General features: G+C 69.0%; 16 protein-coding genes and 2 pseudogenes. 15 read left to right on the forward strand and 3 right to left on the reverse strand.

Features of this window, described 5'->3' with window-relative positions:
* Positions 1-118: 118 nt before the first annotated feature.
* A complete protein-coding gene (locus OG390_RS12895; RefSeq protein WP_406167597.1) occupies positions 119-6997 on the forward strand; it encodes a DEAD/DEAH box helicase in 6879 nt (2292 codons plus the stop codon).
* Positions 6994-9231 (forward strand): UvrD-helicase domain-containing protein, encoded by a 2238-nt coding sequence (locus tag OG390_RS12900; protein ID WP_406167599.1) that lies wholly within the window; start codon positions 6994-6996, stop codon positions 9229-9231. Before OG390_RS12895 ends, OG390_RS12900 begins: the two co-directional genes overlap by 4 nt.
* Before the next feature lie 292 nt (positions 9232-9523).
* Here OG390_RS12900 and OG390_RS12905 read toward each other — a convergent pair whose 3' ends face one another.
* Positions 9524-9883, reverse strand: a complete 360-nt coding sequence (locus tag OG390_RS12905; protein ID WP_406167601.1) for a hypothetical protein — start codon at positions 9881-9883, stop codon at positions 9524-9526.
* A gap of 170 nt (positions 9884-10053) precedes the next feature.
* On the opposite strand from OG390_RS12905, the gene OG390_RS12910 reads away from it, so the two are divergent.
* From OG390_RS12910 to OG390_RS12965, 12 genes are all read left to right on the forward strand, one after another.
* Positions 10054-10386: a hypothetical protein gene (locus OG390_RS12910; protein ID WP_406167603.1), complete on the forward strand. Its 333-nt coding sequence runs from the start codon at positions 10054-10056 to the stop codon at positions 10384-10386.
* Positions 10387-10408: 22 nt separating this feature from the next.
* Positions 10409-10720 carry a pore-forming ESAT-6 family protein gene (locus tag OG390_RS12915; RefSeq protein ID WP_406167605.1) on the forward strand — a complete coding sequence of 104 codons (312 nt, stop codon included), beginning with the start codon at positions 10409-10411 and terminating at the stop codon, positions 10718-10720.
* A 59-nt stretch (positions 10721-10779) separates the two neighbouring features.
* Positions 10780-11172 (forward strand): DUF6507 family protein, encoded by a 393-nt coding sequence (locus tag OG390_RS12920; RefSeq protein WP_406167606.1) that lies wholly within the window; start codon positions 10780-10782, stop codon positions 11170-11172.
* Positions 11169-13721 carry a hypothetical protein gene (locus OG390_RS12925; RefSeq protein WP_406167608.1) on the forward strand — a complete coding sequence of 851 codons (2553 nt, stop codon included), beginning with the start codon at positions 11169-11171 and terminating at the stop codon, positions 13719-13721. The genes OG390_RS12920 and OG390_RS12925 overlap by 4 nt, the downstream gene beginning before the upstream one ends.
* A 48-nt stretch (positions 13722-13769) precedes the next feature.
* On the forward strand, positions 13770-14594 hold the full coding sequence (locus tag OG390_RS12930) for an immunity 49 family protein (protein WP_406167610.1): 825 nt from the start codon (positions 13770-13772) through the stop codon (positions 14592-14594).
* A 191-nt stretch (positions 14595-14785) separates the two neighbouring features.
* Complete coding sequence (locus OG390_RS12935) at positions 14786-15190, forward strand: RDD family protein (protein WP_406167612.1); 405 nt, start codon at positions 14786-14788, stop codon at positions 15188-15190.
* Between the two features lie 9 nt (positions 15191-15199).
* A complete protein-coding gene (locus OG390_RS12940; RefSeq protein WP_406167614.1) occupies positions 15200-15493 on the forward strand; it encodes a hypothetical protein in 294 nt (97 codons plus the stop codon).
* Positions 15494-15611: 118 nt separating this feature from the next.
* Positions 15612-16907 (forward strand): type VII secretion integral membrane protein EccD, encoded by a 1296-nt coding sequence (gene eccD, locus OG390_RS12945; RefSeq protein WP_406167616.1) that lies wholly within the window; start codon positions 15612-15614, stop codon positions 16905-16907.
* A gap of 309 nt (positions 16908-17216) precedes the next feature.
* Positions 17217-18140, forward strand: a complete 924-nt coding sequence (locus OG390_RS12950; RefSeq protein ID WP_406167618.1) for a type VII secretion protein — start codon at positions 17217-17219, stop codon at positions 18138-18140.
* Positions 18137-22132, forward strand: coding sequence for a type VII secretion protein EccCb (gene eccCb / locus OG390_RS12955; RefSeq protein ID WP_406167620.1), 3996 nt, complete (start codon positions 18137-18139; stop codon positions 22130-22132). The genes OG390_RS12950 and eccCb overlap by 4 nt, the downstream gene beginning before the upstream one ends.
* Positions 22129-23571, forward strand: a complete 1443-nt coding sequence (locus tag OG390_RS12960) for a DUF6177 family protein (RefSeq protein WP_406167621.1) — start codon at positions 22129-22131, stop codon at positions 23569-23571. The genes eccCb and OG390_RS12960 overlap by 4 nt, the downstream gene beginning before the upstream one ends.
* A 177-nt stretch (positions 23572-23748) precedes the next feature.
* The gene (locus OG390_RS12965) at positions 23749-24213 is read left to right on the forward strand and encodes a RidA family protein (protein ID WP_406167623.1); all 465 of its coding nucleotides are present in this window, start codon (positions 23749-23751) and stop codon (positions 24211-24213) included.
* A 457-nt stretch (positions 24214-24670) separates the two neighbouring features.
* Here OG390_RS12965 and OG390_RS12970 read toward each other — a convergent pair whose 3' ends face one another.
* Both OG390_RS12970 and OG390_RS12975 read right to left on the reverse strand, forming a co-directional pair.
* On the reverse strand, positions 24671-25408 hold the full coding sequence (locus tag OG390_RS12970; RefSeq protein WP_406167625.1) for an aspartate/glutamate racemase family protein: 738 nt from the start codon (positions 25406-25408) through the stop codon (positions 24671-24673).
* A gap of 2 nt (positions 25409-25410) precedes the next feature.
* Positions 25411-25980: pseudogene (locus OG390_RS12975) on the reverse strand (cytosine permease); the annotation flags it as partial.
* On the opposite strand from OG390_RS12975, the pseudogene OG390_RS12980 reads away from it, so the two are divergent.
* Positions 25938-26519 (forward strand): annotated as a pseudogene (locus OG390_RS12980) (GntR family transcriptional regulator); the annotation flags it as partial. The pseudogenes OG390_RS12975 and OG390_RS12980 sit on opposite strands and share 43 nt — an antisense overlap.
* Positions 26520-26587: the final 68 nt, after the last annotated feature.

The following is a 26587-nucleotide window of genomic DNA, read 5'->3' on the forward strand; positions in this document are numbered from 1 at the left end:
TGACGAAAGAGCGCGATTCCGGCCATCGGCTGCTCATGTGAGCCGTGATTCGGGGGACGTTGTCGGATGCCCGCTATACGGTTGACCTGGACAACAACCTGGGACGAAGGAGCACGTCGTGAGGCCCACCCTGGCCGCCGCGCAGGTCCGCGGCAGTCTGACGCAGTACCTCACGACGACCTACGCCCTCACCGACGGAGACACCCGTTTCGCGCTGGAGCGTTTCCTCGGGCATCCGGAGACCGGGATCTTCCGCGGCCCGTACCTCCGCATCAGGACGCCGTTCCACAAGGCCGACGACGGATGGCAGGGGCACCTCGAATGGGTCCCCGGGTTTCCGCCGTACCGGCATCAGGCCAGGGCGTGGGAGCGGCTGAGCACACTGCGCAGGCCGGCGCAGCCGACGCTGATCACCACGGGGACCGGGTCCGGTAAGACGGAGTCCTTCCTCGTGCCGGTGCTCGACCACTGCCGACGGGAGAAGGCGCGCGGCCGGAGCGGGATCAAGGCCGTGCTGCTGTACCCGATGAACGCGCTCGCCACCGACCAGGCGGGGCGCATCGGGGAGTATCTCGCGCAGCCCGAACTCGCCCAGGTCACCGCGGGGCTCTACATCGGCGACCGGCCGGACACCGACTTCCGGCGGGTGATGACCCGGCGCGAGGAGATGCGGGTGTCGCCGCCGGATGTGCTGATCACCAACTACAAGATGCTCGACCTGCTGCTCCAGCGCGGCGAGGACCAACCGCTGTGGGAGGACGCGGACATCGCGTTCGTGGTGCTCGACGAGTTCCACACGTACGACGGCGCGCAGGGCACCGACGTCGCGATGCTGCTGCGTCGGCTGGCCACGGCCACGGGGCAGAGCCGTCCGGGGCAGCCGCTCGGGGCGATCTGCCCGGTGGCGACCTCCGCGACGCTGGGTGAGGGCGGCCCCGGGAACCAGAGCGACGGGATACTCGACGTGGCGGCGCAGGTCTTCGGGATGGCGTTCTCGCCTGACGCGGTGATCGGTGAAGAGCGCATGTCCGCGGGGCAGTTCACCGGGGAAGTGGACTACGAGCTGCCGGAGCCGCCGTCGCCGAAGGAGGTCATCGACTCCTCCGGTGGGCCGGGGGTCGAGGCACGGCCGGATCTGCTGGATCTCGACGGGCTCGCGGAGAGACTGCTCGGGCGGCGCGGGCTCGATCCCTTCCGGCTCGGCAGACTCCTCAAGCGGCACGACTTCACGCACGGTGTGCTGTCGCTCCTGGAGGGGGAGCCGCTCAGCGAGTGGGAGCTGCGCGACCGGATGAGCCGGTTCGGGTACGCGTGGGGGCGGGCCGCCCGGGAGAATCCTCGGCTTGTGCTGCAGGCGCTGTCGCGCTTCGTGGCCCTGCTGTCCGCCGCTCGGGATCCCGACTCGGACGAGCAGCGGCCCCGGCCGTTGCTGCACGTCGAGGCGCATCTGTGGGTACGACCTGTCACGCGGGTACTGCGCGGTGTCGGGCCGACTCCCGAGTTCCGGTGGTACGAGGACGATCGCACCGCCGCGCGCAGGGCCGCACTGGCCGCTCCACCCGCCGGGGCCGGTGAGGACGAACGGTCCTCGGGCAGCTGGCCGTCCGGTGACGCCCGGCGGGCGCAGGCGCAGCCGGGATCGGACACGGCGGCGCGGCCGGCCGCCGTGCATCTGCCCGCTGTCTACTGCCGCAACTGCGGGCGGTCCGGGTGGGCCGCACTGTCGCCGGAGGCCGACCCGCAGCAGCTCGTCATGGCGCAGGACAAGGTGTGGCGCGCGGGAGTCGGGCGCGACAAGCGGCGCATCCGCTACTTCATCGCCGCCACCGCCGCCGAGCGAGATGAGGCGTTGAACGCCCTTACCGGTGCCAAGGCATCATCGGGCAGCGGAGTCGATCCGCTGTCCGTCGTCGTCCTGGACGGTGCGCAGGGCACGTACCGTCTGCCGACGCCCGGGGACCGCGACGAACTGCAGGACGGCTGGTTCGCGCTGGCCATCACCGACAAGAAGTCGGCGGACAAGGCTGCCGTCGACGACCGCTGCCCGGCCTGCAACACCGACAACGGAATCCGTTTCCTGGGTACGGCACTTGCCGCTCTCGCCTCCGCCACGGTCACGCAGCTGTTCACCGGCGGGGACATCGCGCTCGTCCCGGAGGAGCGCAAGACGCTGCTCTTCAACGACTCGACGCAGGACGCCGCGCACAGGGCGGGGTACGTCGCCAACGCCTCGTACAAGTTCTCGTTGCGGTCGCTGCTCGCGCACACCCTCCACGACTCCCCGGAGCCGCTGGCGCTCAACGACCTGATCGGGAACGTACTCGACGCCGTCGACGACCCGCAGGCACTGGCCGCCGTGGTGCCGCCCGACCTGCACGACGAACCGGGTGTGGACCGGCTGCTGTCCGGGCGGGGCACAGGTGATGCCCGTACATGGAAGCTCATCGGCGAGCGGCTGGCGTTCGCCACGGTCATGGAGTTCGGTCTGCGTTCGCGCCAGGGGCGCACCCTGGAGCTCACGCGCACCGCCGCGGCCGAGGTCATCGTCCAGAACCCGGACCGCGTCACGGCGCTCGCCCGTGATCTGCATCTGTCGCTGCCCGGCCAGCTGATCGCGACGGGCGGACTGCCGACGCCCGAACGCTATCTGGCGTTCGTACGCGGGTTGTTGGAGCGTGTGCGGCTGCGCGGCGGCGTCAGGCACCGGTGGCTGGAGCCGTGGATGCGGGACGCCGGGGTCACCCGGTTCAAGGTGTGGGGCGGCCGGCCGGACGGCATGCCCGCATTCCCCGACGGAGTCGCGGCGCCGCGGTTCCTGCTGGACGGGCCGAAGGAGAAGTCGACGTTCGACGCGGCCACCGGCAGGCTCGGCTGGTACCAGGACTGGACCCGGCGGTGTCTCGGTCTGGACGCGGCGGGGGCGAGCGAGTATCTGCGGCGGCTGCTGCCCGTGCTGGCGGAGGAACACGTCCTGGCGGTGCGCGCGGCGCAGGACCGGACCACCAAGGTGTACGGGCTGCAGCCCGGCCACATCGAGGTGCGCCTGCTCGACGACGCAGTGGTCAACAAGGCCTTCGTCAGCTGCGCGGACTGTGGTTGGGAGCAGGTCGTGCTGCCCGAGCGCAGGACGCGCTGGTACGGGCATCCATGCCCGCGCTACCGCTGCAAGGGGACGCTCCGGCCGCCGCAGGCCGACGTCTCCGTCAGCGTCACCAGCACGTCCGGCAGCTTCGGCGGCTCCCGGGAGCGCGACTACCAGAACGACTACTACCGGCGTCTGTATCTGACGGGCGGCACGTTCCGTGTGGTCACGGCCGAGCACACGGGCATGCTCACCCGGCCGCAGCGCGAGCGCGTCGAGCGGACCTTCCGGGAGGGTACGCACTACACCGACCCCAACGTGCTGTCCTGCACGCCCACGCTGGAACTCGGCATCGACATCGGCGACTTGTCGGCCGTGCTCCTCGGATCCCTGCCGAAGGGGCCCGCGAACTACGTGCAGCGGGCAGGGCGGGCCGGCCGCAAGACCGGCAACGCGCTGGTGGTCGCCTTCGGCGGGCGGCGCGCCCGTGACCTCTACTACCTCGACGAGCCGCGGGAGATGATCGCCGGGGACATCGTGCCGCCCGGCTGCTACCTGTCCGCGGTGGAGATCCTGCGCCGCCAGTACACGGCGCATCTGCTGGACCTCGCCGCGCGAGGCTCCCTGGCCACGGCGGACGGGGAGCAACTGCAGCCCGCGCCGCGGCTCGTGTCGGCGCTCTTCGGCACCACCGGCTGGTGCCAGGACCTCGCGGACGCCGCGCTCACCCACGGCGCGCGACTGGTCGAGGGCTTCCTCGCCCTTTTCCCCCTCGGGAAGACGGACGGAACGGGAGTCTCCGAGCACGCCGCCGACGAGCTGCGCGCGTACGCCACCGGCGGAATCGTCCGGGCCCTGCAGGAGGCGGAGGAGGACTGGACGGCGCGACGCGAGGAACTGCGGCGGCGCATCGCAGCGATCGACACCGCGATGGACGGCCTCGTCCGTTCCGACCCCGAACAGGACCGTGAACACCGGGAGTTGCTGGCCGAGCGCCGTGCCACCGGCGACCTGCTGCGCGAGCTGAGCCAGACCAGCGCCCACGGAGCGCTCGTCGACCTGGGGCTCCTGCCGAACTACAGCCTCGCCGACACGACGACCCGGCTGGAGGCCACGCTCTACTGGACCGAGGAGCAGGCCGACGCGGGCGACGGTGAAGCAGCCGACGCGAAGAAGACGTACCGCAGCGAGGTGCGGGACTACGAGCGCTCCCGCAGGCTCTCCCTCTCCGAGCTCGCCCCGGGCAACAGTTTCTACGTCAACGGCTACCGGCACGTCGTGCGCGCCCTGGACATCGGCAGTCCGGACCGGCGCGCCTGGTCGGTGTGGCGGCTCTGCCCGGCGTGCGGCTACACCCGCACCGAGAACGCCAAGACGGACACCTCGCCGTGCCCGCGCTGCGGCGGGCGGGAGATCGCCGATGCCGGATGCGTCCAGTACGTCATGGAACCCAGGCGGGTCATCGCCCGCGACAAGCGCGACGACGCCAGGGTCCGGGACGACAAGGACGAACGGGACCGCCGCCGTTACTCGATGCTCACCACCGTCGACATCGATCCGGTGCATCTGGCATCCGGTTCCTGGCGGCACGACACAGCCATCTTCGGTGTCGACTTCACCCGGCGCGCCGTCATCAGGACCCTCAACCTCGGGCTCGACCGGCAGGACGGCAGCAGCACCGTGCCGATCGCGGGCGACGACGTCCGGCTCAACCCTTTCTACGTGTGCACAAGTTGCGGCGGTGCCACCGCCGAGGGACGCCCCGTCGTCGACCAACCGCACAACGCGCTCACGGAGTCCTTGGCCTCCAGCAGCAGAGCCGGTGCCCACCACCTGCTGTGGTGCCCGCGCCGCAAGACACGGGCCGCGGGCGACGACCAGGGCAAGGGCCAGGACGTGCCGCTGCTGCTGACCCACGAGCTCGTCACCGAGGCCGTACGCATCCTGCTCCCGGCATCCGTTGCTCGTGCCAAGGAGCGGCTCGCGTCCTTCACAGCCGCCCTGTTCGTGGGCATCGCGGCACGGTACGGAGGCGATCCCGACCACATCGACATCGCCTCCGCCTCCATGCCCGACGCCGGCGACACCGACTGGCCCCGCCGCTTCCTCGTCGTCTACGACAGGTTGCCGGGCGGCACCGGCTACCTCCATCGGCTGGCGTCCGCGGACGGCTTCCGGGAAGTACTGCTCAAGGCGCGCGAGGTCATCGAGAGCTGCCAGTGCATCGAGAAGGGCCTGGACGGCTGCCACCGGTGCCTGCTGCGCCGCGTTCCCGCGAGCGACTACGACCGGGTGAGCAGGAACGAAGTACGGCAGATGCTGGACGAGTTGCTCGGCAAGAGCGGCGAGAACTGGAAGACCTCCCCCGTCGCCACGACACACCACATCCCGCTGGAGCGGCAAGCCGAGAGCGACCTTGAGGTCATGTTCATCGACACGCTCAAGGAGTGGGCCAAGCAGCCCGACTCTCAGGCGAGCGCGGATGCGTACACGACCACGGCCGGCACGTACTCGCTGGACCTGCGGCTGACCGGCTCCGGCGGCACCACGCTCAGCTGGCGTGTCTCGCAGCAGCGGATACTCGACGGGACCCGTCCGGACGTCCTGTTCGAGCGCCTCGACGCCCCCGGACCGCGCCTCGCTCTCTACCTGGACGGCTTCGAATTCCATGCCACTGCCCAGCACAACCGTCTTGCCGACGACGCCACCAAGCGCACTCGGCTCCGCGCCGAGGGGCTGAGGGTCTTCCAGCTCACGTACTACGACGTGAAGGAGTGGCGCACCCGGGTGCGCGACACCGGCTACGCTGCCGCCGGGCCCACGGATCCCGTGTGGCAGCCCTACGGCGAACGAGGCCGGCGGCAAGCCCGTGACTACTACGCCAAGGTACGGGGCGGTCTGCCGGGCGAGCTCGCGACGAACGTCTGGATCAATCCCGCGGATCTGCTCCTCTCCTACCTGCGCGCTCCGGATGCCGAGGCATGGCTGGCCCGCGCGGAAGCGGTCGTGGCCGGTCTGACCGGAACACAGCCGCATAGCGCGGTCGTGTCCGAGCAAGCCGTGGGCGCCCAGTTCGCAGAGGCATTGCGCGGCACGCCTCCGCACGGTCAAGGCGGGCCGCTGCGTGTCCTTGCCGCGGTGGATCGATCCGGGTGCTCCCTCGCGGCCGTGGCGGACGCGCGCCACAAGCCGCCGGCGTGGACGGCGGCCACCGTGTTGGACGACAGCCCGACGGCCGTCGCGAATGCGGGCACGCACAAGAAGCGCTGGCAGGCCTGGCTGTTCTGGAGCAACCTGTTGCAGTTCCTGGAGCACGGAGGAGGCGACAGCGTCCAGCTGACCACGAGCCTGCTGGACGGGTTCTCGGCGGACACACTCGCGGTCACCGGTGGCTCCGGATGGCTTGCCTCCACGCGGATCGAGCTCGGAGTCGACGCCGAGGAGCCCACCATCCGGCAAGAAGTCCGGGAAACAGCCCACAGGGGCGCTGAAGCCGAACGTGCAGCGGCAGAACGGAGCGGATCCGGCCTCCGGAGTACCGGCTGGGACGCCGTGCTGGAGCTTCTGGATCCGGACGAGCCAGGACTGCAGCTGCTGGCAGTCGCGCTCACCTCCATGGCGGCACCCGCGCCCGTCGACGGCTTCGAGCTCGACGACCGCGGCTGGATGGCCGAACTCGCCTGGCCGGGCCACAAGGTCGGTGTCGTGCTCGCCCCCCGCCCTGTCGGCTCCGAGCCGGACTACGAGGCCGAGGACCGGGACTCGGCCTTCGCCGCAGCGGGGTGGGATGTGCGGCCCGCGAGTGCGTGGACCGCAAGGGAACTTGCGGAACGGCTGGGCATGCAACCATCCACGCCCGACCGGCATCGTGATCAGCGAGACGACGGAACGACCTACGGGGAGCCCCACCGATGAACACCGCGAGTGTGACCCTGCGTCTGCTCGACAAGGCCGACAAGGAGATCCTCAAGCTCCCCCGTACGGTCAAGGGTGCCCTCTACGACTTCCAGCACAAGTTCAAGGCGAACCCGCAGGCCACCGGCCTCCAGTTGAAGCAGCTGAAGGGCGACAGCAGGCTGTGGTCCGCGCGTGTCAATGACGAGTACCGCGCCCTGCTGCTGCGCCTCGCCGACAACGACTGGCTGATCGTCTCGGTCAAGCACCGCAAAGAGGTCTACGAGAACCTCGACCGCCTCGCCTACGGCATCAACCAGATCACCGGCGGGATCGAGTACGTCGACCTTCAGGTCGTCGAGGAGAGCGTCCTCAGACGGACGGCAGCCCCACAGCCGGCACAGGCTCCCCGAGCGGAGCCCGAACCCTCCCGATCGGCGCCGCTGTTCGCCCGTTTCTCGGAGCAGCAGCTCACCGACCTCGGCGTGGCCGAACCGCTGGTACCGGTGATTCGCACGCTCACCACCGAGGAGCAGTTGCTCGGGCTCATCGAGTACGCGCCTCAACTGACCGGCGAGATTCTGCTCTCGCTCTTCGACGGCAAGTCGTACGACGACGTACTGGAGCAGGTGACAGCCCCGGTCGCGGCACCTGAACCGGTCGACCCCGAGGACTTCCAGACCGCCGCCCAGCGCCCGGCGACGATGGTCACGACCACGGACGAGGCACTGCGCGAGGCCCTGGAGGGAGAGGACTTCGGGCGCTGGAAGGTCTTCCTGCACCCCACGCAGTCCAAGCTGGTGGAGCGCGACTACTCCGGTCCGGCCCGTGTGGGCGGTGGCCCTGGTACGGGGAAGACCATCGTCGCCCTGCACCGCGTGAAGCATCTCGTCGAACAGCTTCCCCAGGGCCGCAACAAGCAGGTGCTTCTCACCACGTACAACAAGAACCTCGCGGCCGACCTCCGTGCCCGGCTGCTGGAGCTCGGCGGAGAGCAGCTGCTGTCTCGCGTGGACATCAGTCATGTCGACCAACTGGCACTGCGTGTGGTCCGGGAGGCTGAGCCGGGCAGTACCAAGCAGACGATCGACGACAACCAGGTACTCCGAGAGTGGCGTTCCATGCTCGACGAGCTCGGCGAGACGGCCTGGGACGCGGAGTTCCTGCACGACGAGTGGACGCAGGTGATCCTCGGCCAGGCGGTCGCGTCCCGCACCGACTACTTCCGTGCGCGGCGTGCCGGCCGGGGACGGAACATCACCCGCCCTGAGCGGGCCGAAATCTGGCAGCTGGCCGAGAAGTTCACCCAGCGACTCGACCGTGTCGGGCGCCAGACGTGGGCGCAGGTCGCCGAACGGGCCGCGCGTCTGGAGATGGAGCGCGAGCGGCGGATCCAGACTGTCGAGCAGCAGCGTGCGGAGCACGGCGGCCTGGACAACATTCACCTTCAGGACGGTTCCGCCGGATGGCTGCGGTACCGCTACCGGCACATCGTCGTGGACGAGGCTCAGGACCTCCGGCCGGGGCACTGGAAAATGCTGCGCGCCATGGTCGCCCGGGACCGCAATGACCTCTTCCTCGTCGGCGACACGCACCAGCGCATCTACAACAACCAGGTGACTCTCGGCAGCCTCGGCATCAACATCCGTGGCAGATCCGCCAAGCTCACCCTCAGCTACCGGACCACCCGCCAGATTCTCGGCTCGGCACTCGGGGTGTTGAGCGGTGAACTGTTCGACGATCTCGACGGCAACGAGGAGACCCTGGCCGGATACAGGTCGGTGCTGAGCGGAGCGCGGCCCGAACTCCACCCGAGTGCGGACTGGGAAGCCGAACGCGAGGCCATCACCGAGTTGATCTCCGAGTGGGACGACATCCCCCTGGAACAGATCGCCATCTGCGTGCCCACCAACGCCATGGCACAGGAGGTCGCTGTATCCCTGGCCCACTCAGGCATCAAGGCCACAGAGATCGGCCCCGACGGGCCTCGCGGTGACGAAGGCGTGCACATCGGCACGATGTTCCGATTCAAGGGACTCGAATACCAGCGCATGATCATCGCTGGTGTCAGTGACGGTCTGGTCCCTCGCAACGCAGTGATCCAAATGCAGCGCACCGACGCCTTGCGCTACCGGCGCGAACTCCAGCGAGCCCGTTCCCTGCTCTTCGTCGCAGCCACCCGCTCACGCGACTCGCTTGCGATCTTCTGGCACGGGACACCCAGCCGGTTCCTCGAACCGCTGCTCGCGAACTGAGGGCATGTGCGATCTCGTCGTCATCCGGTCCACCCGGCGGGACGACGAGACTCGTACGACGCACGGTTGGCCGCCGAGTCGGCGACGATCAAGTAGCTGCGGAGGCCTGCGAGATGGCAGGGAAGCGGCTCGGCACGGAAGCATCCGGCGTCCACTTCCGATTCCTGCTCATGCTCGACGAGGTAGGGGTTCATCGGCGGGGCTGCCCGATCGTCAGGTCGTCGACCGTGTGGGCTGGGATGACTGTCCCGTGCTGCACGCCGCCGCTGACCGTGTGGTACACGTCGCCCTTTCATTGCTCGCCTGCGCTCGGCTTCAACTCATTGAGCAGGAAACCAAGTTCGGCTTCGGCCTGCGGGGCGAAGCGCAGCGTTCGGCGGAGTCGGTTGCGCCACTCGGCCTGGGTGTCGGCCACGCTGTCAGCGTCGTCGACGTCCCGCGCAGCGACGAGTTCCGCGCGCAGGGCATCCAACTCCTCCTGAATGACCCTCTCTTCTCTGCCCTCTCTCGCGCGAAGAAGACAGCGATACACAAAACTTTCAGCCCACCACCAGAGCGATCCTCTCCCGAAGACGCCACCCGGCCAAACGGTATAGGCGCTCCCCCAGAAGGGCACAGGCAGTCGGTTCAGGGCCGTCATGGGATAGATCACGCCACTTCGCCCCCAACTGCGTTGCGCCTGCAACGCGTTGCACGAGAGGATGTTCGAAGAGTTCCGTGACCTGTGCGACACAGGGGAACTGCGTCTCGTACGAGCACGTCGTGACCCTCGAACGACTGAACCGTTACGGCGTACAACACGATGAACACGGGGGTGGGTGCGTGAAGTTCGACATGGGGTCGTCGACCCTGGCGGATCTCGGCAAGAGCACGCTCGGCTCGACTGACGACCTGGGCACGCTGATTCGCTGGCTGGTGCAGGCGGCTGAGCCGCTGGAGGGGAAGTTCAACGGGGCGGGCAAGGCCGCGTTCGACTCGTTCAAGGCGCATACGGACGAGATCACGAACGCGCTGAACGGCTCGCTGAGCGCGATTCTGGGCGGCCAAGGCGGGATGGACACCGCGTTCGGCTCCGGTGACCTGGAGCAGCAGGACAACGCCCACCAGAACCAGGGCCACGCCAACTTCGACGCCGCCCGCTTCGGCGCCCGATAGCACGTACAAGGGGGAATGGAAGATGGGTCAGAACCAAGACCGTCGCTCGTACGACACCGGCGCCTCCACCGAGGTGCAGGGCAGCCTGCAGGGCGTCATCGGCCAGCTGGAGCGCGTGCTCGGCGACCGCGACGCCGCGGTGAAGGCCGCGATGGCCGACTTCACCGCCGACGGTGTCTCCGACGAGTACCACGGCAAGGAGATGCGCTGGAACCGCGCCGCGAACGAGGTCCGCGACATCATCCGCCTCGTGCGCACCACCCTGGAGCAGAACGACGGGACCGCGCAGACGACCATGGGCAAGGCCCGGGCGGCCGTCGACAACATCGGCTGAGCCCGGCGCACTTGACGGACGGGAGTAGCGGGGCAGTGCGGCACTACAGGGGGTAGGGCATGCCGAAGTGGGATATTGATCCGGCCGGTGTGGGTGTGGTCATCTCGCGGGTGGGCGATGTGATGACCGTGCTGGACGAGATCATCCAGGCGTACGGCACGGACCTGGAGGGAGCCGCGACAGCGGCCGGAACCCTCGCGTCCGGAGACACGGGCGGAAATGCCCCGGTGGCCGGGCTGGTGGGGGCGGCCCTGGTCGAGTTCGTCGAAGGTACCGCGAGCGAACTCCAGTTCGTCGGCACGCGGACCAGCAAGTCGGTCAACGGCGCGATCCAGGCAACCCTGGCCTACGAGGCAGGCGATCTGGAGATGGCCGCGCATGTGCAGCACGAGGCGGCCGGCCTGGTGGACGCAACGCTGGACATGCCCGGCCTCAAGCGGGGCCGACTGTGATCAACCCGGAGGGCATACCTCACTTCACGGGCGACCTCGGGTTGCTGGACCGGCACGTCACAGGACTGCAGGCCGACGCGGACGGCATCCGGCGCGCGGGCGAGGCCGCACACACGCGGTTCCAGGCGTTGTCGACGGTCTACCGCGCACCCGAGGCCACTGATCTGTTCGCCTCCACGGCTCCGGTGCGCGACGGCGCCGACGCGTTCGCCGACAAGGTCGAAACCGTCGTCGCAGCGCTCGCCGAGTACGCACAGACGGTCAAGCCGATCATCGACCGTCTGGAACATCTCAAGGTCAAGGCGGCCGCATTCGTGGCCTCCGTCGACAAGGACACCTACCGCGGCTCCGGCGAATGGACCCATGGCCCGGTCGACAACGACTGGACCAAGAACCAGGACAAGGTCGACGAACACACGGCGCTGATGAACGGGGTGGCCGAGGCCAGAGCCGCCTTCGAAGCCGCCGAGATCGCCGCCCACAACAAAATCACGGCCTTGGTGGGCGGCACTCAGTACATGCAGCAGTCCAACCGCATGCTGGTGCCGCGGGGGGTCGAGCTCTACGGGGCCACCGCCGAGACCTATGAGCAGGCCCAAAAACTGCCCTGGGGCACTCCGCAGGGACTGACCCACAGCGGTTGGGACATCGGTTACCAACTCAAGGAACACGTCTGGGACGGGTTCGTCGTCGACGGCGTGGTGGGGACCCTCGACGGCGTCTTCACCATGGCCGGAGGTCATGGGACCGACCAGGCGAAGCTCGCCTGGGAAGGCCTCACCCGCGCGATAGTCGGCGGGGAGACCTACCTGCAGGAGTCCAGCGGGCAGAAGGCCACCGGCTTCTGGGCCAGCGACTTCGCCCAGGGAAGCAAGCCGTACGCCAAGGAGACCGGCAAGGCCTTCCTCAAGTGGGACATGTGGAAGACCAACCCGGCCCGCGCCTCGGGCAGCGTCGTCACGTTCAACCTCCTCCCCTTCGCCGGCGCCGCGACGGCGGCACGCGTCAGCGCGGCCGGCAAGGCCGGGGCCGGCGCCAAGGCCGTCCTCACCGCGGCACGCATCGCCGACGCCGTGGACCCGGTCAGTACGGCCGTCCGGGCCACCCGTTTCGCCCTGCCCAAGATCTCCGAAGTCACCGCCAACGTCCGTGCCGGACTGGGCGAGTTTCGCGCGGCCAAGGGCCCGGAGAGCGTGCTGGAGCTCTCCGACGGCTCCACACTCCGTGTCGGAGACGGCGAGTTCACCGCGAGCACGAACGGCGTCCCCCACACCGGCGCCGTCCCGAGCGAGCTGTCGGCCGCCGAACGCGCCTCCTCGGTCGCCGCGCGGCCACACCAGTCCGCACTCGTCGGTGCCGAGGCACGTGCCGTCGACGGCGGTATACACGCGGGCGAAAACGTTCCTCCGCCAGCCAGTCATGACGCCGCGGCCAGCGGCGACAGCGGCAGTCCTCACGGCCCTGGTGAGGCATCCAGCAGAGTGAGTGGTGGCTCCGTTCCCGGACACCATGATGGTGGGACTTCCTCCGGCACGTTTGACGGCGTCCACAACGGCGTCGGAGACAATGGAGTGCCTGGGCAGCATGGAGACAGCAGTTCAAGTATCGACGGCTTGCCGGGCCAGCGCGGAGTCGACAGCCGCCCATCCGGCAAGGGATGGTATGACGGTCTCTCTCCTCAGCAGATCAAGGACGTTCAGGTCTACCGGGCCAATCATGAGGACGGATACTTCGAAAGTTACTACAAAAGTAACGGACGTCGACTCAGGGCTTCGATCACCGATGAGAGCAATTTCGCTCCACCCCATCTGATCGACGATCCGAACCATCCAGGTACACGGATAGCAGCCGACGACGCTCCGCCGCCCTTCCCGGAGAAATACGTCGGAGGATCGAAGGTCGTAAGGGGGCCGGATACCGTCCCGACGTCTGATGACCTTCGGATAATCCATGATTCCGCGCACCAACGGAACATCTCAGTTACGGCAGATAATCAGTGGCACGAACCAGTCACCCAGGCAAAGAAGGCTGCCGAGGCGGCGCCGACGCCGGAGAATCTCAAGGCATATGAAGAGATCAAAGCCGAGCACGCCCCGTTCCACGAACGGATGGGGCTGGACAGCGAGGCATTCGGTGAGGCTGTCGCAAGATATCACGTCATACCGGAGCACTATCCGGGCGCCAAGTGGGAAGAACTGTCGGGACCCAAGAATGGAAATGATCAGTTTGATCAGCTCTGGAGCTGGACAGACAAGAACGGCACCGAAAAACTCATCGTCATCGAGTCGAAGAGCAGCACCGAAACGCGTCTCGGCCACAGAACGCTTCCTACCGGATTCAAGGCCCGACAGGGATCAAAGCAGTACTTCCTGGATATTATGAGAGAAATGAAGCAGCGAGGCCTCAACGGGAACACAAACGAGATGCACCTATACAAGAAACTCAAGAAAGCACTCAAAGCAGGGAATGTCGAATATATACTAGTGAAGGGAAAGCCGAGTGCTGGCGAGTACGCCGGCTACGAAAAGTGGCAATTCGACATCAGCTGACAGGAGATCTTGGTGACAGCGACAGTGACTCGGCACACCAGGCCGGGGATGCTGGATGAGACTGCCGTGCAGGACTTGGCCGAGGAGCTGGAGGACAGCATCCAGAGCCTTGATCAGGCAGCGACCGTTTTCGGGATGGCACTGAACGAAGCGCTCATGCTCGTACAGGCGCGCGCTACCCTCGATCCGGACGCGTCACACCTGGAGACCTGGGAAGCCGCTGTCTCTGCGATGCAGGTTGGCTGCGCGGCTTTCTGTGCGGCTAGCGCGACGGAAGGCGCTATCGAGTGTCGAATCCGTGATGAGATTCGAAGGATCCCCGCAACAGGGCCGCAATTCTATGCTGACGCAGGTAATTGGCTCACCTCGCTATGGTTCGTCATCATCTGCCGTGACCAGGCACGGATGACCCAGATGTGCGAGCTTCCTCTCGAATTGCTGCGCGCCTCCGGAGCGGAAGGCGACGATTACGTATACTACTGGGTCGACGCCCTGCAAACATACTGGCTTGAGCGCCCAGGCTTGGTCGAAAAATTGACCGCGGCGATCAATTCATCCTATCCGGAAGTTGCGTCGATCACACCCAGGGACCTACTCCAGAACATCCTGTACCAACCCATTAATCTCTTCCACCATTTCCTCCGCAAGGACCACGCCGGATTCAATCGGGCACTTGTCGAGGCTTTGGAGCTCCATAAAACATACTGGACTGCCAACGAAAATCGGGCGAATGACCTCGCAGGCTCCCTCGCCCTAGGACCTCTGGCTATCGCATGTCTGGCCTATGACGCAGGGTTCCCCATTGAGGTGGAGTCTGAATATTTGCCCAAGTACCTTCTGAACCGCGAGTGGGTGGGCGAGTTCGAGACGTGACGACAAGCAGCACTCAACCCATGGGCAACTCAGCTAGGAATCAAGTGGCTTATCCCTCATACCCCACCGGTGGAAACCCGCCGGGCCAGCTTCCCCACTACCCGCAGTCCCAGGGGACCTTGGGCGCCTATCCGGGCCCGTACTACGGCGGACCGGCCGGGATGGGAAAGCCCGCGCCAAGGTTGGCGGACTTGGGGTCCCGGCTGGGTGCACGTCTGCTGGATCTGGTGTTCTGGGGTGCGGGGTATGCGGTGCTCGGCGTTCCGCTGGCGATGTGGATCGACCGGACGGAGAGCGAAGCGCCTCGTCTTCTCATCGCAGTGTGGCTTGCCACCTCGTTCACGCTCTACTTCCCGCTCTGCACCGCCCGGTTCGGAGCAACGTTGGGCAAGCGGATCTGTGGGGTGCGGGTCGTACGGGCCAACTCCGGGGAGAGGATCGGTGTCTGGCAGGCGCTGGGGCGGGAGTTCTTCTGGTTGTTGGCCTTCCCGGTCCCGGTGCTCAGTCTGCTGAACCCTTTGTGGTGCTGTTGGGACAAGCCGTTGCGACAGTGTCTGCACGACAAGGTCGCCGACACCATGACCCTCGACGCCTAAGGCCACGGTATGGCAGCCCAGGACTACGACAGTCAGTTGCTCGAGTCAGTGGCGGTGCGGCGTCGGCGGCTGCGGGATGCGCTGTTGTTCGGGGCGCAGCGGCAGCGGCGGACGGTCGATGAGCGGCTGGGGAAGACGGTGGCCGGAGTGGTGATCGCGGCCGTGTTGTGTGCGGGGTGCGTGGGGTGGTCGTTCGTTTCGCATCGGCTGATCGGGAAGAGTCCGTACGGGTCCTCGGTGCCGTCGTATCCGACGTCCGTCCCGTCGGCTTCCGCTTCGCCATCGGAGTCTTCTTCTCGATGACTCGATATGACTCTCGATATGACTCGATGATTGGTTTGAGCGCGTGATATCTGCGGGGGCCGTGGGCCGTGGCCGGACGGCATTGAGCCGGGTCACTCTGGTGGGTGAGCGGCGACGGGTGGATCTTGTGCTGCCGTCGCAGGAGCCGGTGGGTCTGCTGCTGCCCGAGGTGATGCGGTTGCTGGGCGACCAGGTGGGCAGCCGCCCGGAGTTGCGGCATCTGGTGGGCGCGGACGGTTCCGCGCTGGCTTTGGACGGCACGTTGGAGTCGGCGGGTGTGGCCGATGGTGCAGTGTTGCGGCTGGTGCGGGTGGAGGATGCACCCTCGGCCCCGGTGGTGCATGACGTCGCCGATGAGACTGCGGCCGATCTGGATACCCGTGCCTGGCGGTGGCGGTCTGAGGTGCGGCAAGTGGTGGCAGGGTCGGCCACGGTGTTCTGGGCGCTCGCGGCCGGCTGGCTGTCCCGGGGCCGGTTCCCCTCCGCCACGGCAGGGGTGGGGCTGCTCGCCGTCGCTGTCCTGTCGGCTCTGTGCGGTGCCTTGTTGGGGCGAACAGAGAAGTATCCGTTGGCCGCCACACTGATCGTCGCAGGCGCCGCGCTGGGCGTACTCGGGGTGTGGTCGCTGGGCGATGCGCACGCGTGGCCGGAGGCGGGGCGACTGGCCGGTGTCAGTGCGGTGGCGGTGGTGGCGTTGTCGCTGCTGGGCCGGTTCTCGCCGTTGGGACGGGGAGGCCTGGTCGGTGCGGCCGCGCTCGCCGGAGCCGTCGTGTGCTGGGAAGCCGCGCTCGCGGTGCAGTCGGGCGGCGGGACGGTCACGCAAACGACTCGCGCGGCTGCCTTGTCGGCGGTGGTGTCCGTCATCGTGCTCGGCGTGCTGCCGCGGCTCGCGTTGATGGTCTCCGGGTTGTCGGGGCTGGATGACCGGCGCTCGGGCGGGGCGTCGGTGAGCCGATATCAGGTGTCCTCGGCGCTGGCGGCCACCCATCGTGGCCTGTCACTTGCCACGGTCGTCGTGGCGGTTTCGACGGCCGCCGCGGGGGTGCTGGTGCTGGATGCGGTCTCGATGTGGACGGTGGCGCTGGCAGCGGCCGTCGCGGTGGTGCTCGCGCTGAGGGCCCGCGCGTTCCCGCTGAACGTCGAAGTGGTGGTGCTCTTCGCCGCGGCCTCGGTGGTGTGCGCGCGTCTGGTCTGGGTGTGGCTGGAGCACTCCGGTGCGGCAGGGCCGTTGGCCGTGCTGGTGGTACTGGCGCTGGTGCCGTTGGCCGTGCTGGCGGTGCGGCCCGCTGAGCATGTACGGGTGCGGCTGCGCAGGCTCGGCGATGTGCTGGAGTCGGTGGGTGTGATCGCTCTGTTCCCGTTGGTGATCGGGGTGTTCGGTGTGTACGGGCGTCTGCTCGACACCTTCGCGTAGGGGTGTGCCATGGCTCAACCAGACTGGCAGCGCGACCTCCTTCGGCAGCTCGGCGACGGGACTCCCGCAGAGGTTGAGCCGACCATCGCCGTGCGCGCAAACCGCCCGGTCCCACCGACGGCAGCGGACCCCCACGGCCCTGCGGCAGCCGATCCCCCTGGCCTCGCGCAGGCCCAGGCCGTCCCCGCACGAGGCCCAGACCAACAGCCGGGACGGGCGCGGCCGCCAGTTCCAGGCGGAGTACGGGATCCGCGTCCACGCGGCGTGCAGGACCCTCGTCGGCATGGCGTACGGGATCCGCGGGTTCCCATGACCACGCCGGAGTCCGTACCCACCGTCGATCCCCGCCTCGCGCACGCCCTCGGCTCTCCGCAGCACGGGGATTCGACGCTCCGCCGCACCGGGCGCGCGCTGCGCAAACTGACCGCCTCGGCATCGCAGGAGGTGGCCGAACAGTCCCGGCTGGCGCGGGAGATCCAGCAGCCGGTGACCACCGGCCGGATCATCGCGGTGACCTCGATCCGGGGCGGGGTGGGCAAGTCCACCGTGTCTGCCCTGCTGGCCCGCGCCTTCAATCACTACCGGCACGACCCGGTCCTCGCGCTGGAGGCCGATACGGCCCTGGGCACGCTGCCGGTGCGCCTGGGGGCAGAGTCGGTGCGCTGGGCGTGCGCGGATGTCGCCCAGATCCTCACTCCGGCCATGCAACTCACCGATGTCACCGGCTATCTGGTGCCGGTCACGGACGGGGGCTGGCTGCTGCCTGCCGGGCAGGGCCGGGTCGGCGCGCCGCTGGACGTGCCCACCTACCGGAGGGTGACACTGGCGCTGCGGCGGTATTTCGCGGTGACGGTGGTGGACTGCGAGTGTCTGCCCGGCGAGGTGGCACGGACCGCGATGGACACCGCCCACGCCCGGGTGGTGGTTGCGCCGCTGACCGCCGAGGGCGTGAACGGCACCCGTACCGTCCTGGACTGGCTGGCCCAGTTGCCGCACTCTGCGCTGGCCACCACGGTGGTCGCTCTCAGCGCCAACTCCCCGGACACCACACTCGATGTGAAGACGGCCATCGCCCATATCCGGGAGACCGGGGTGGCCGCGGTGCTGCTGCCCTATGACCGGCATCTGGCCCAGGGAGGCCCCATCCACACCGCCATGCTCGGCCGGCACTCCCAAGAGGCCGCCATCCAGCTTTCCGCCGAGGCCATGGCGCGGGCGGTGCGCGTGCGATGACGCAACTGCAGATCCACCGTCCGGCTCGTTCCACCCGACCCCTGTCACCCGCCGAGCCGCGCACTATCGAGCCGCCGCCCAACCTGCCCGAGGGCAGCTCGGGCAGGGCGGCTACCGCGCTGCTGCCGATGGCCGGGGTGATGAGCTCGGTCGTCATGATGACCGTGATCCGCAACAGCCAGTTCGCCGGGCTCGGTGCGATCGTCCTGGTCGTGGCCCTACTCGGCGGGCTGGCGCTGTTCCTGTCGCAGCGGGGCAAGGCACAGCGCACCCGGCGCACGCAGCGCGAACGCTATCTGGAGTACGTAGAGGAGCAACGCGAGCAGCTCGGGTTGCTCGAACGGGAGCTCCGGGATCGGGCGCGGGTGCTGAACCCGCCGCCGCAGGCCCTGTACGACGTGGTGCGCGATCCGGCGCGCTTGTGGGAACGCCGCCGCACGGACGCGGACTTTCTGCGGGTGCGCCTGGGCACAGGGGATGTGCCTGTGCAGGAGTTGCTCATCGGGCAGAGCTCGGTCGGGGGCGTGCTCACCCCGCCGGATCCCTTCATGCTGAATGAGGCACGCGCCCTGCAGCACCGCTTCGCCACCGCGCCGGACGTGCCGCTCACCGCGGGCCTGGACCGGGCCGGCAACGTCAGCATCGTCGGCGACCGGGACGGCGTGCTCAACGTCGCCCGGGCCCTGCTCATCCAGGCCGCGGTCACCCACGCGCCGGACGATGCGGCGTTCGCCCTTGCGGTGCCGGGCGATCGACTGGCGCAGTGGGAGTGGGCCAAGTGGCTGCCCCATGTCCTCGACGCCCACAGCCAGGACGGGCCGGTGGCGACACGGCGCATCGCGCCGGACCTGGCCCGGCTCGCCGACCAGTGCACTGGGGATCTGCGTCGCCGCGCCTCCTACGCCGCCGAGGTGCGCCGAGGCCTGGCCGGCCGTGACGCACTGCAACTCGCAGACCGGCTCCTGGTCGTCAACGACACCCACGGCCGGGTCGCTGCCGAACTCCCGCGCCCGGACCAGGCAGTGGGTCTGGCCGACATGGGAATCACCGTGCTGCACCTGCTGGAACAGCGGATCCATGAACCGGACCAGGTCAGTGTGCGGATCACCGTCGACGGTGACCAGGTGTCGGTCGAAGACCTGCGCATCCCTGACGCCCTACCCGGCGGCGGCGTCATGGACGCGCTCAGCGTGCCGGGCGCGGAGGGCCTGGCCCGGCTGCTCGCCCCGCTTCGGCTGTCGGCGGAGTCGGCTGCCGAGGGCACCCCGGTTTCGGGACCGGTGGACTTCCCCGCCCTGCTGGGCATCGACGACCCAGCCGCCCTCGATCTCGCACGGCTGTGGACACCGCGCAGTGAGCGGGACTTCCTGCGCGTACCCATCGGTCTCAACGACCGCCGCGAACCCGTCCTGTTGGACCTGAAGGAGTCCTCCGAGCTCGGCATGGGCCCGCACGGGCTGTGCGTGGGTGCCACCGGCTCGGGCAAGAGCGAGCTGCTGCGCACCCTGGTGCTCGCCCTGGTGACCTTGCACTCGCCCGAGGACCTGGCGATGGTGCTGGTCGACTACAAGGGCGGAGCGACTTTCGCGCCGTTCACCGAACTTCCGCACGTGGCCGGGGTGATCACCAACCTGGAGAACGAGGCCGGACTCGTCGAGCGCGTCCACACCAGCCTGGCCGGGGAGGTCAAGCGCCGCCAGCAAGTCCTCAAAGACGCCGGGAACATCGCTGACATCGGCCACTACGCCGCGCTGCGCGCCACAGCGCGGCCCGACCTGGAGCCGCTGCCGCACCTGTTCGTCGTCATCGACGAGTTCGGCGAACTGCTTACCGCCAAGCCGGACTTCATCGACCTGTTCCTGTCGATCGGCCGCATCGGCCGCTCCATCGGCGTGCACCTGCTGTTGTCCAGCCAGCGCATCGAATCCGGCAAGCTCAAGGGACTGGACACTTACCTGTCCTACCGTCTCGGGCTGCGGACCTTCTCGGCCGACGAGTCGCGTACGGTCCTGGACACCACCGACGCCTTCCGGTTGCCACCGCTGCCCGGCTTCGGCTATCTGAAGGTCGACACCTCGACGTACGAGCGTTTCAAGGCGGGCTTCGTCTCCGGCGCCTACCACGGCCCCACCCGGCGCGAGAATTCCGACACCGAACCGCTCGCCTGGACGTATCCCGCCTTCACCGGCCACCCGTCGCCCGCGGGGCCGGCGGTCGAGCCACCGGCGATGCGCGAACGCGAGACCGGTCCGACCGTCCTGTCCACCATGGTCGACCAGCTCGCCGTGGCGGCACCGCCGGTGCGCCGCATCTGGCTGCCTCCACTCGGCGATGCCCTCACCCTCGACCAGACCGCGGGCCCGGTGCAGGCCTCCGCACACGGCCTGCACCTCGCCATCGGCCAGGGCGTCCTGCGCGTGCCGCTCGGAGTCCTGGACGATCCCGCCAGGCAATGGCAAGGGCAGTGGGTGCACGACCTGAACACCGCGGGCGGCCACACCGCGATCATCGGTGGACCGCAGTCCGGCAAGACCACTCTGCTGCGCACCCTGACGCTGTCTCTGGCCCTCACGCACACCCCGGCCGAGGTCGCCGTCTACGGCCTCGACCTGACCGGCGGCGGCCTGGCCGCGGTGTCCGGGCTGCCGCACGTCGGCGGGATCGCCTCCCGCGCCGAGCACGAACGGGCAGTCCGTACCGTCGCCGAGGTCCGAGCCATGCTCCATCAGCGCGAAGAAGTCTTCCGCGCCCACGGCATCGACTCCGTCGACCGGCTGCGCGCCTTGCGGTCCGCAGGCAAGCTCACCGAGCTCGGCTCGACCGACGTGATACTCCTCATCGACGGATTCGGCGCCCTGCGCGAGGAGTTCGACGACCTGGAGGAATCCATCGCCGACCTGCTCAAGCGCGGCGGCGGCTACGGCATCCACATCGTGGCGGGCATGCTGCGCTGGAACGACGTGCGCATCGCCACCCAGTCGATGTTCGGCAGCCGGATCGAGCTGCGGCTCAACGAACCCGCCGATTCCTCCATCGATCGCAAGCTGTCGGAAACGCTTGGACCGGACACCCCGGGCCGGGTCCTGACCGACGGCAAGCTCTTCGCGCACACCGCGTTGCCCCGCATCGACGACCAGGCTTCCAGCACCCATCTGGCCGATGCCCTGGAAGAGGCGGCACGCGCCCTCCGCGCCACCTGGCACGGCGAACTCGCCGCGCCGGTACGAGTGTTGCCCGCCCGATTGAACGCCACCCGACTGCCGTCACCGGCCGCCGAACCGGACCGCATTCCCCTCGGCCTGGACCAGGACGCCCTCGCGCCGGCCCTCCTCGACCTCTTCGGCGCCGACCAGCATCTGCTGATCCTGGGCGACAACGAATGCGGCAAGACCAACCTGCTCAAGCTCATCGCGGGCCAGCTCACCGCCCGGCACACGGACAAGGAGTTGGTCTTCGGCGTCTTCGACCCGCGCCGCGGCCTGCGCGGTGTGGTCCCGGAGCCGTACCGCGGCGGCTACGCCCACAACGTGAAACTCGCCGCAGCCCTGGCCACCGGCATTGCGACCGAGCTGGAAAGACGCCTGCCGGAATCCGCCGACCCGGACATCCCGGCGGACGAAGCCGCCTTCACCGGCCCGCGCATCGTCATCCTCGTCGACGACTACGACATCCTCACCACCGCAGGCCAGCAGCCCTTGGCCCCGTTCCTGCCCTACATCTCCTCCGCCCAGGACATCGGCCTGCACTTCATCGTGGCCCGCCGGGTCGCCGGATCCTCCCGCGCCCTGTACGAACCCTTCCTCACCACCCTGCGAGAAACGGGCACCACCGCCCTGCTGATGACCGGCGACCGCACCGAAGGCCAGCTCTTCCCCGGCCTGTACGCCTCCCAGCAGCCGCCCGGGCGCGGCACCCTTGTCCGCCGCGGCCGCCGCCACCAACTCATCCAGACCGCCCTCACCGGCGCCCCCGAAGAAACCGGACACTCGTGACCAAGGACGTCATCGCCCTCACCGAGAAGATGCCCGACACCGTCACCGTGCTCGCGGGCCTGTACGCGGGCGGCCCCGACCTGCGCATCAGTACCCTCGCCGATGGCGCCGTCACCCAGCTCTGCACCCCCGGCGGGCACCCCCTGGTCTCCGTCGAGGTACCGCTCCTGCTCCAGGTCCCCGGCGAGGTGGCCCGCCTGCTCGGCCCGCACACCACGGCCCCCGACACCCCACTGTGGTGGACCGAAGCTCGCGCCATCACTGCCCTCAAGGAGGCCGAAAGCCTGGCCGGCTCCTTCGCCGGACGCCTGGCCACCGTCCTGGGCGGCACCGTGTGGCCCCCCGAGGCCGCCGACACCGACATCGTGCCCCTCAGTGCAGAAGCCACCGCGGCCACAGCCACGGGCACGACGCCACCCGCCGTCGACATCCTCACCGACCAGGCCGCCCTCGTCTTCCAGGACCGTCCGCTCATCCCCATGACCAGCTGGCTGTCCGACGCCCTGAGCAGCGCCCTCGCTACCGACCGTGCCCTGCAGATCGTCACCCCGCCCCACAGCCGCCTCACTCTGCCCACGCGCACCGCCTTGGGCGGGCACCCCCACCGCTGGGTCGTCCAACACGCCCCATCCGGCTACTACGACGGCCTGTCCGGGGCCGAACTCCACTGGGTCGACGGCGCCTTCACCCCTGTCAAGGACACCGACGGCAAGACCCGTGTCGCGGAAGCCTTCCGCCGCCGCGACAACACCGCCGCCGCGCACGGCGAACGGCAACTCCTGCTCACCCTCCGCACCCTCCACCCGGCCACCGAGGAACTCCTCCTGGGCAACACCCTGGAAGCCGCCTGGCAGAGCCTCACCGGGACCGCCCCCGCCGGCTGGTCCACCGCCGAACCCGTCAACCTCCCCTGGTCTCCACGCCAGTTGACGGACCTGGCCCGCAGCCGGGCCCGGAATTCAGCTCCCACCTGGCTCATCACGATCGGCTCACCCGAACAACCCGCCATCGCCACCACCCGCATCACCCACACCCCCGCAGGCATCGAGGAACACACCACCCTCGCACTCGGCTACGGCCCCGAGGAGACCATGCCCCTCAACACCCTGCCCCACCTGGCCGAGACCCTCGCCGCCCAGCACGGCCTGATCTCCCTGCTCACCACCCTGCGCAGCGCACGACGCGACCTGACCATCCCGCCACACCTCGAACCTGCGCCCATCCCCATGTCCTTCACCCTCGGCCCTGGCCCCGTACGCAGCATCGGCCTCACCCACGCCGAAGCTCCCTCCGTCGGCCTGGCTCCGATCCGCCTCGGCCCCGCGACCGCCTCGGCCCTGCACTATCCCCTGGGCGATGGCACCGATCCCGAGGCGTGGGCCCGGCTACAGCAGCTCAACCAGCACCTGGCGAGCGTGCCCAGAGGGTCGGCGACCTGACGATGCGCCCGCTCCGGTCGGATTTCGGTGTGCGTCCTGGGCACATCCCTGGTCCACTCCGCCGCACCGCAGCACGGCGATGTCCGAAGCCCAGCCGTTGCTTGGAAGATGGCGTAACCGGATGTCGGGCCCGGCGACGTCGGCAAAATCGGGTGCGGTCCCCTTCGCAAGCGTCGCATGATCGGAAGGTTGCTCGTCGGTCGAACATCAGGAGTCGTTGTGGTCCAGGTCCAGCGCGTCACCGTCCCCAGCCTCTTCGCGCCGCCCGTCTACTCCCATGCGTCCGTCGTCGAGGCCGGGACGAAGCTCGCCTTCCTCGCCGGGTCCGTGCCGCTCGACGCCGACGGGAAGATCGTCGGCGAGGGCGATCCCGTACGACAGGCCGAGCAGGTGCTGGCCAATCTCGACGAGCAACTGCGCGCGGTCGGCAGCGACATGGCGCACGTCGTGTCGACGGACGTGTACGTCGTCGGCAGGGAGCCGGCGGTGCTCTCCGCTGTCTGGGATGTCGTCGAGGCGTCCGGGCTCAGCATCGGCCCGCACGCGTCGACGCTGATCGGGGTGGCCTGCCTCGGGTACACCGGGCAGCTCGTGGAGATCACAGCGACCGCCGTCGTTCCCGAGGCCGATGCCGGGGCCTGACCCGGGTCCCATGCCGGGGCCCCGACCCAAGGCCGACGCCGCAGCCCGACCCAGGTCCCATGCCGCAGCCCGACCCAAGGCCGACGCCGCAGCCCGACCCAGGTCCCATGCCGGGGCCCCGACCCAAGGCCGACGCCGCAGCCCGACCCAGGTCCCATGCCGGGCCCCGACCCAAGGCCGACGCCGCAGCCCGACCCAGGTCCCATGCCGCAGCCCGACCCAAGGCCGACGCCGCAGCCCGACCCAGGTCCCATGCCGCAGCCCGACCCGAGGCCGATGCCGGGCCCCGACCCGAGGTCGATGCCGCGGCCCGACCCGAGGTCGATGCCGCGGCCTGAGCCAAGCTCCCTGCACGCCTCCGAGCCCTGACCCGAGTCCCGGCACCCGCCCGAGCCCGAGCCCGAGCCCGCGCCCCCGATGCGCGGGGACGACCGGACCGCCCAGGTCGCCCCCAAGATCACCCCGCCGGACGCGAGCCCCCCACCCCCGGGGGACCCCACACCCTCCGCTTGGGCAACGGCCGTGCGTAACCCCCCGCCCGACTCGTCCTCAGCCCCAGTGACACCAGCGACTCCGCGAGCTTGACCGCCGCGGCCACCCCGTCGACGACGGGCAGCCCCAGTTTCTCCCCCACCGCCCGCTGCAGTCCCGTCATCCCCGCGCAGCCGAGGACGAGCACTTCGGCTCCGGCCTCCACCACGCGTTCGGCAGCCGCGACGAACAGCTCCTCGGTGCGTTGCGCGTCGCCGAGGTCGAGGACGCCGAGGCCGGTGCCGACGACGGCGGCGCAGTTCGCGCCGACCCCGGCCGCGTACAGGCTGTCCTCGATCTGGCCGCACGACCGCTCCAGCGTGGTGACGACGCCGTACCGGCGGCCGAGGAGACACGCGAGGTGAGCCGCCGCCTCGGTGATGTCGACGACAGGGACATCCGCCAACTCCCGTGCGCCCTCGCGTCCATGCTCCCCGAACCCGGCCATGACCACGGCGTCGTACGGACCCTCGTACGTCCGCAGGGTGTCCAGGACGGCCGCCGCCGAGAGGTAGCTGTCGAGCCAGCCCTCCGCGGACTCGGGTCCCCAGGAGGGGGTGAGTCCGAGCACGGTGGTGCCCGGGCCTGCGGCGGCCCGGGCACCTCGTACGATCTCCTCGGTCATCTCCTGCGTCGTATTGCAGTTGGTGACGACGATCCGCACGCTCAGCCCTCCACGACTGCGGAGGCGGGGACGGGAGCTGGCTCGGCGGCGGCGCGCTCAGCGCGGCACAGCACCGCGTACAGGCCGGCGGCCATTGCCGTCCCGATGAACCAGGAGTACGGGGCGACGTCGCTGAAGGCCTTCACCAGGGCGAGGACCGCGGTCACCGCCGCCGAAGGCAGGAAGGCCCACAGCGCCTTGGGGTTGACGCCCTTGCGGTAGTAGTACCGCGATCCCGGCTGGGCGTTGAAAAGCTGCTCGACGTCGACGCGGCCGCGCTTGACCCAGTAGTAGTCGAGCATGATCACGCCGAACAGCGGTCCCAGGAAGGCGCCGAGGCCGCCGAGGAAGTAGTTGACGACGGTGGGGTTGGAGAAGAGGTTCCAGGGGGTCACGACCAGTGCGGCGACCGTGCTGATCATGCCGCCGACCTTGAAGGTGATCTTCTGCGGCCAGACGTTGGCGAGGTCGTACGCCGGGGAGACGAAGTTGGCGACGATGTTGACGCCCATGGTGGCGATGGCGAAGGTCAGGGCGCCGAGGACCAGGATCCAGGTGCTGCCGACCTTGGCAGCGTTTCGGGGTCTCCCGGGTTCCGGTCCGCGAGGCGATCCGCGCGCTGGTCGCCGAGGGGTTCGTTCTCTTCGAGACGCCGCGTCGGACCGTTGTGCGCCGTCTGACTCCGACCGACGTCAAGGAACTCTTCGAACTGCGCGAGGCCCTCGAGGTCTACGCGGCCGGACTCGCCGCGTCCCGCGCCACGGCGGAAGCCCTCGCGGAACTGGAGGAGCTGCTGGACCGCGCGGCGACCGCGACCCACGCGGACGACGCGGAGGCGATCACCGACATCAACACCCGCTTCCACGACCGCATCCTGGCCATGGCGGGCAACAACCTGCTGATCTCCGTCATGGAGCCGGTCGACGGCCGACTGCGCTGGCTCACCCGACAGAACGAGGAGTGGCCCCAACTCCTCACCGAGCACCGTGAGTTGTACGAGTCCATCGCGTCCGGCGATCCGGAGCGGGCCCGCGCACACGCGCTCGCGCACGTCCAGGCCAACTACCGATCGACAGTGCGGCACCTCTTCGGGGACGCGCAACTCACCTGACGAGTCGCGCACTTGTCCCGGCCGGCGGGTTCGCGTACGTGCTCACCGGCGAGCCGCGTACGTGCCCT

The sequence above is a fragment of the Streptomyces sp. NBC_00996 genome (assembly GCF_045162675.1).
Taxonomy (GTDB): domain Bacteria; phylum Actinomycetota; class Actinomycetes; order Streptomycetales; family Streptomycetaceae; genus Streptomyces.

Bases quoted from the DNA above. Each gene is read 5' to 3' on its own strand.
- OG390_RS12930 (WP_406167610.1), top strand. From the start codon at position 13,770: ATGCTGGATGAGACTGCCGTGCAGGACTTGGCCGAGGAGCTGGAGGAC.
- OG390_RS12920 (WP_406167606.1), top strand. From the start codon at position 10,780: ATGCCGAAGTGGGATATTGATCCGGCCGGTGTGGGTGTGGTCATCTCG.
- eccCb (WP_406167620.1), top strand. From the start codon at position 18,137: ATGACGCAACTGCAGATCCACCGTCCGGCTCGTTCCACCCGACCCCTG.
- OG390_RS12900 (WP_406167599.1), top strand. From the start codon at position 6,994: ATGAACACCGCGAGTGTGACCCTGCGTCTGCTCGACAAGGCCGACAAG.
- OG390_RS12940 (WP_406167614.1), top strand. From the start codon at position 15,200: ATGGCAGCCCAGGACTACGACAGTCAGTTGCTCGAGTCAGTGGCGGTG.
- OG390_RS12915 (WP_406167605.1), top strand. From the start codon at position 10,409: ATGGGTCAGAACCAAGACCGTCGCTCGTACGACACCGGCGCCTCCACC.
- OG390_RS12950 (WP_406167618.1), top strand. From the start codon at position 17,217: ATGACCACGCCGGAGTCCGTACCCACCGTCGATCCCCGCCTCGCGCAC.
- OG390_RS12965 (WP_406167623.1), top strand. From the start codon at position 23,749: ATGATCGGAAGGTTGCTCGTCGGTCGAACATCAGGAGTCGTTGTGGTC.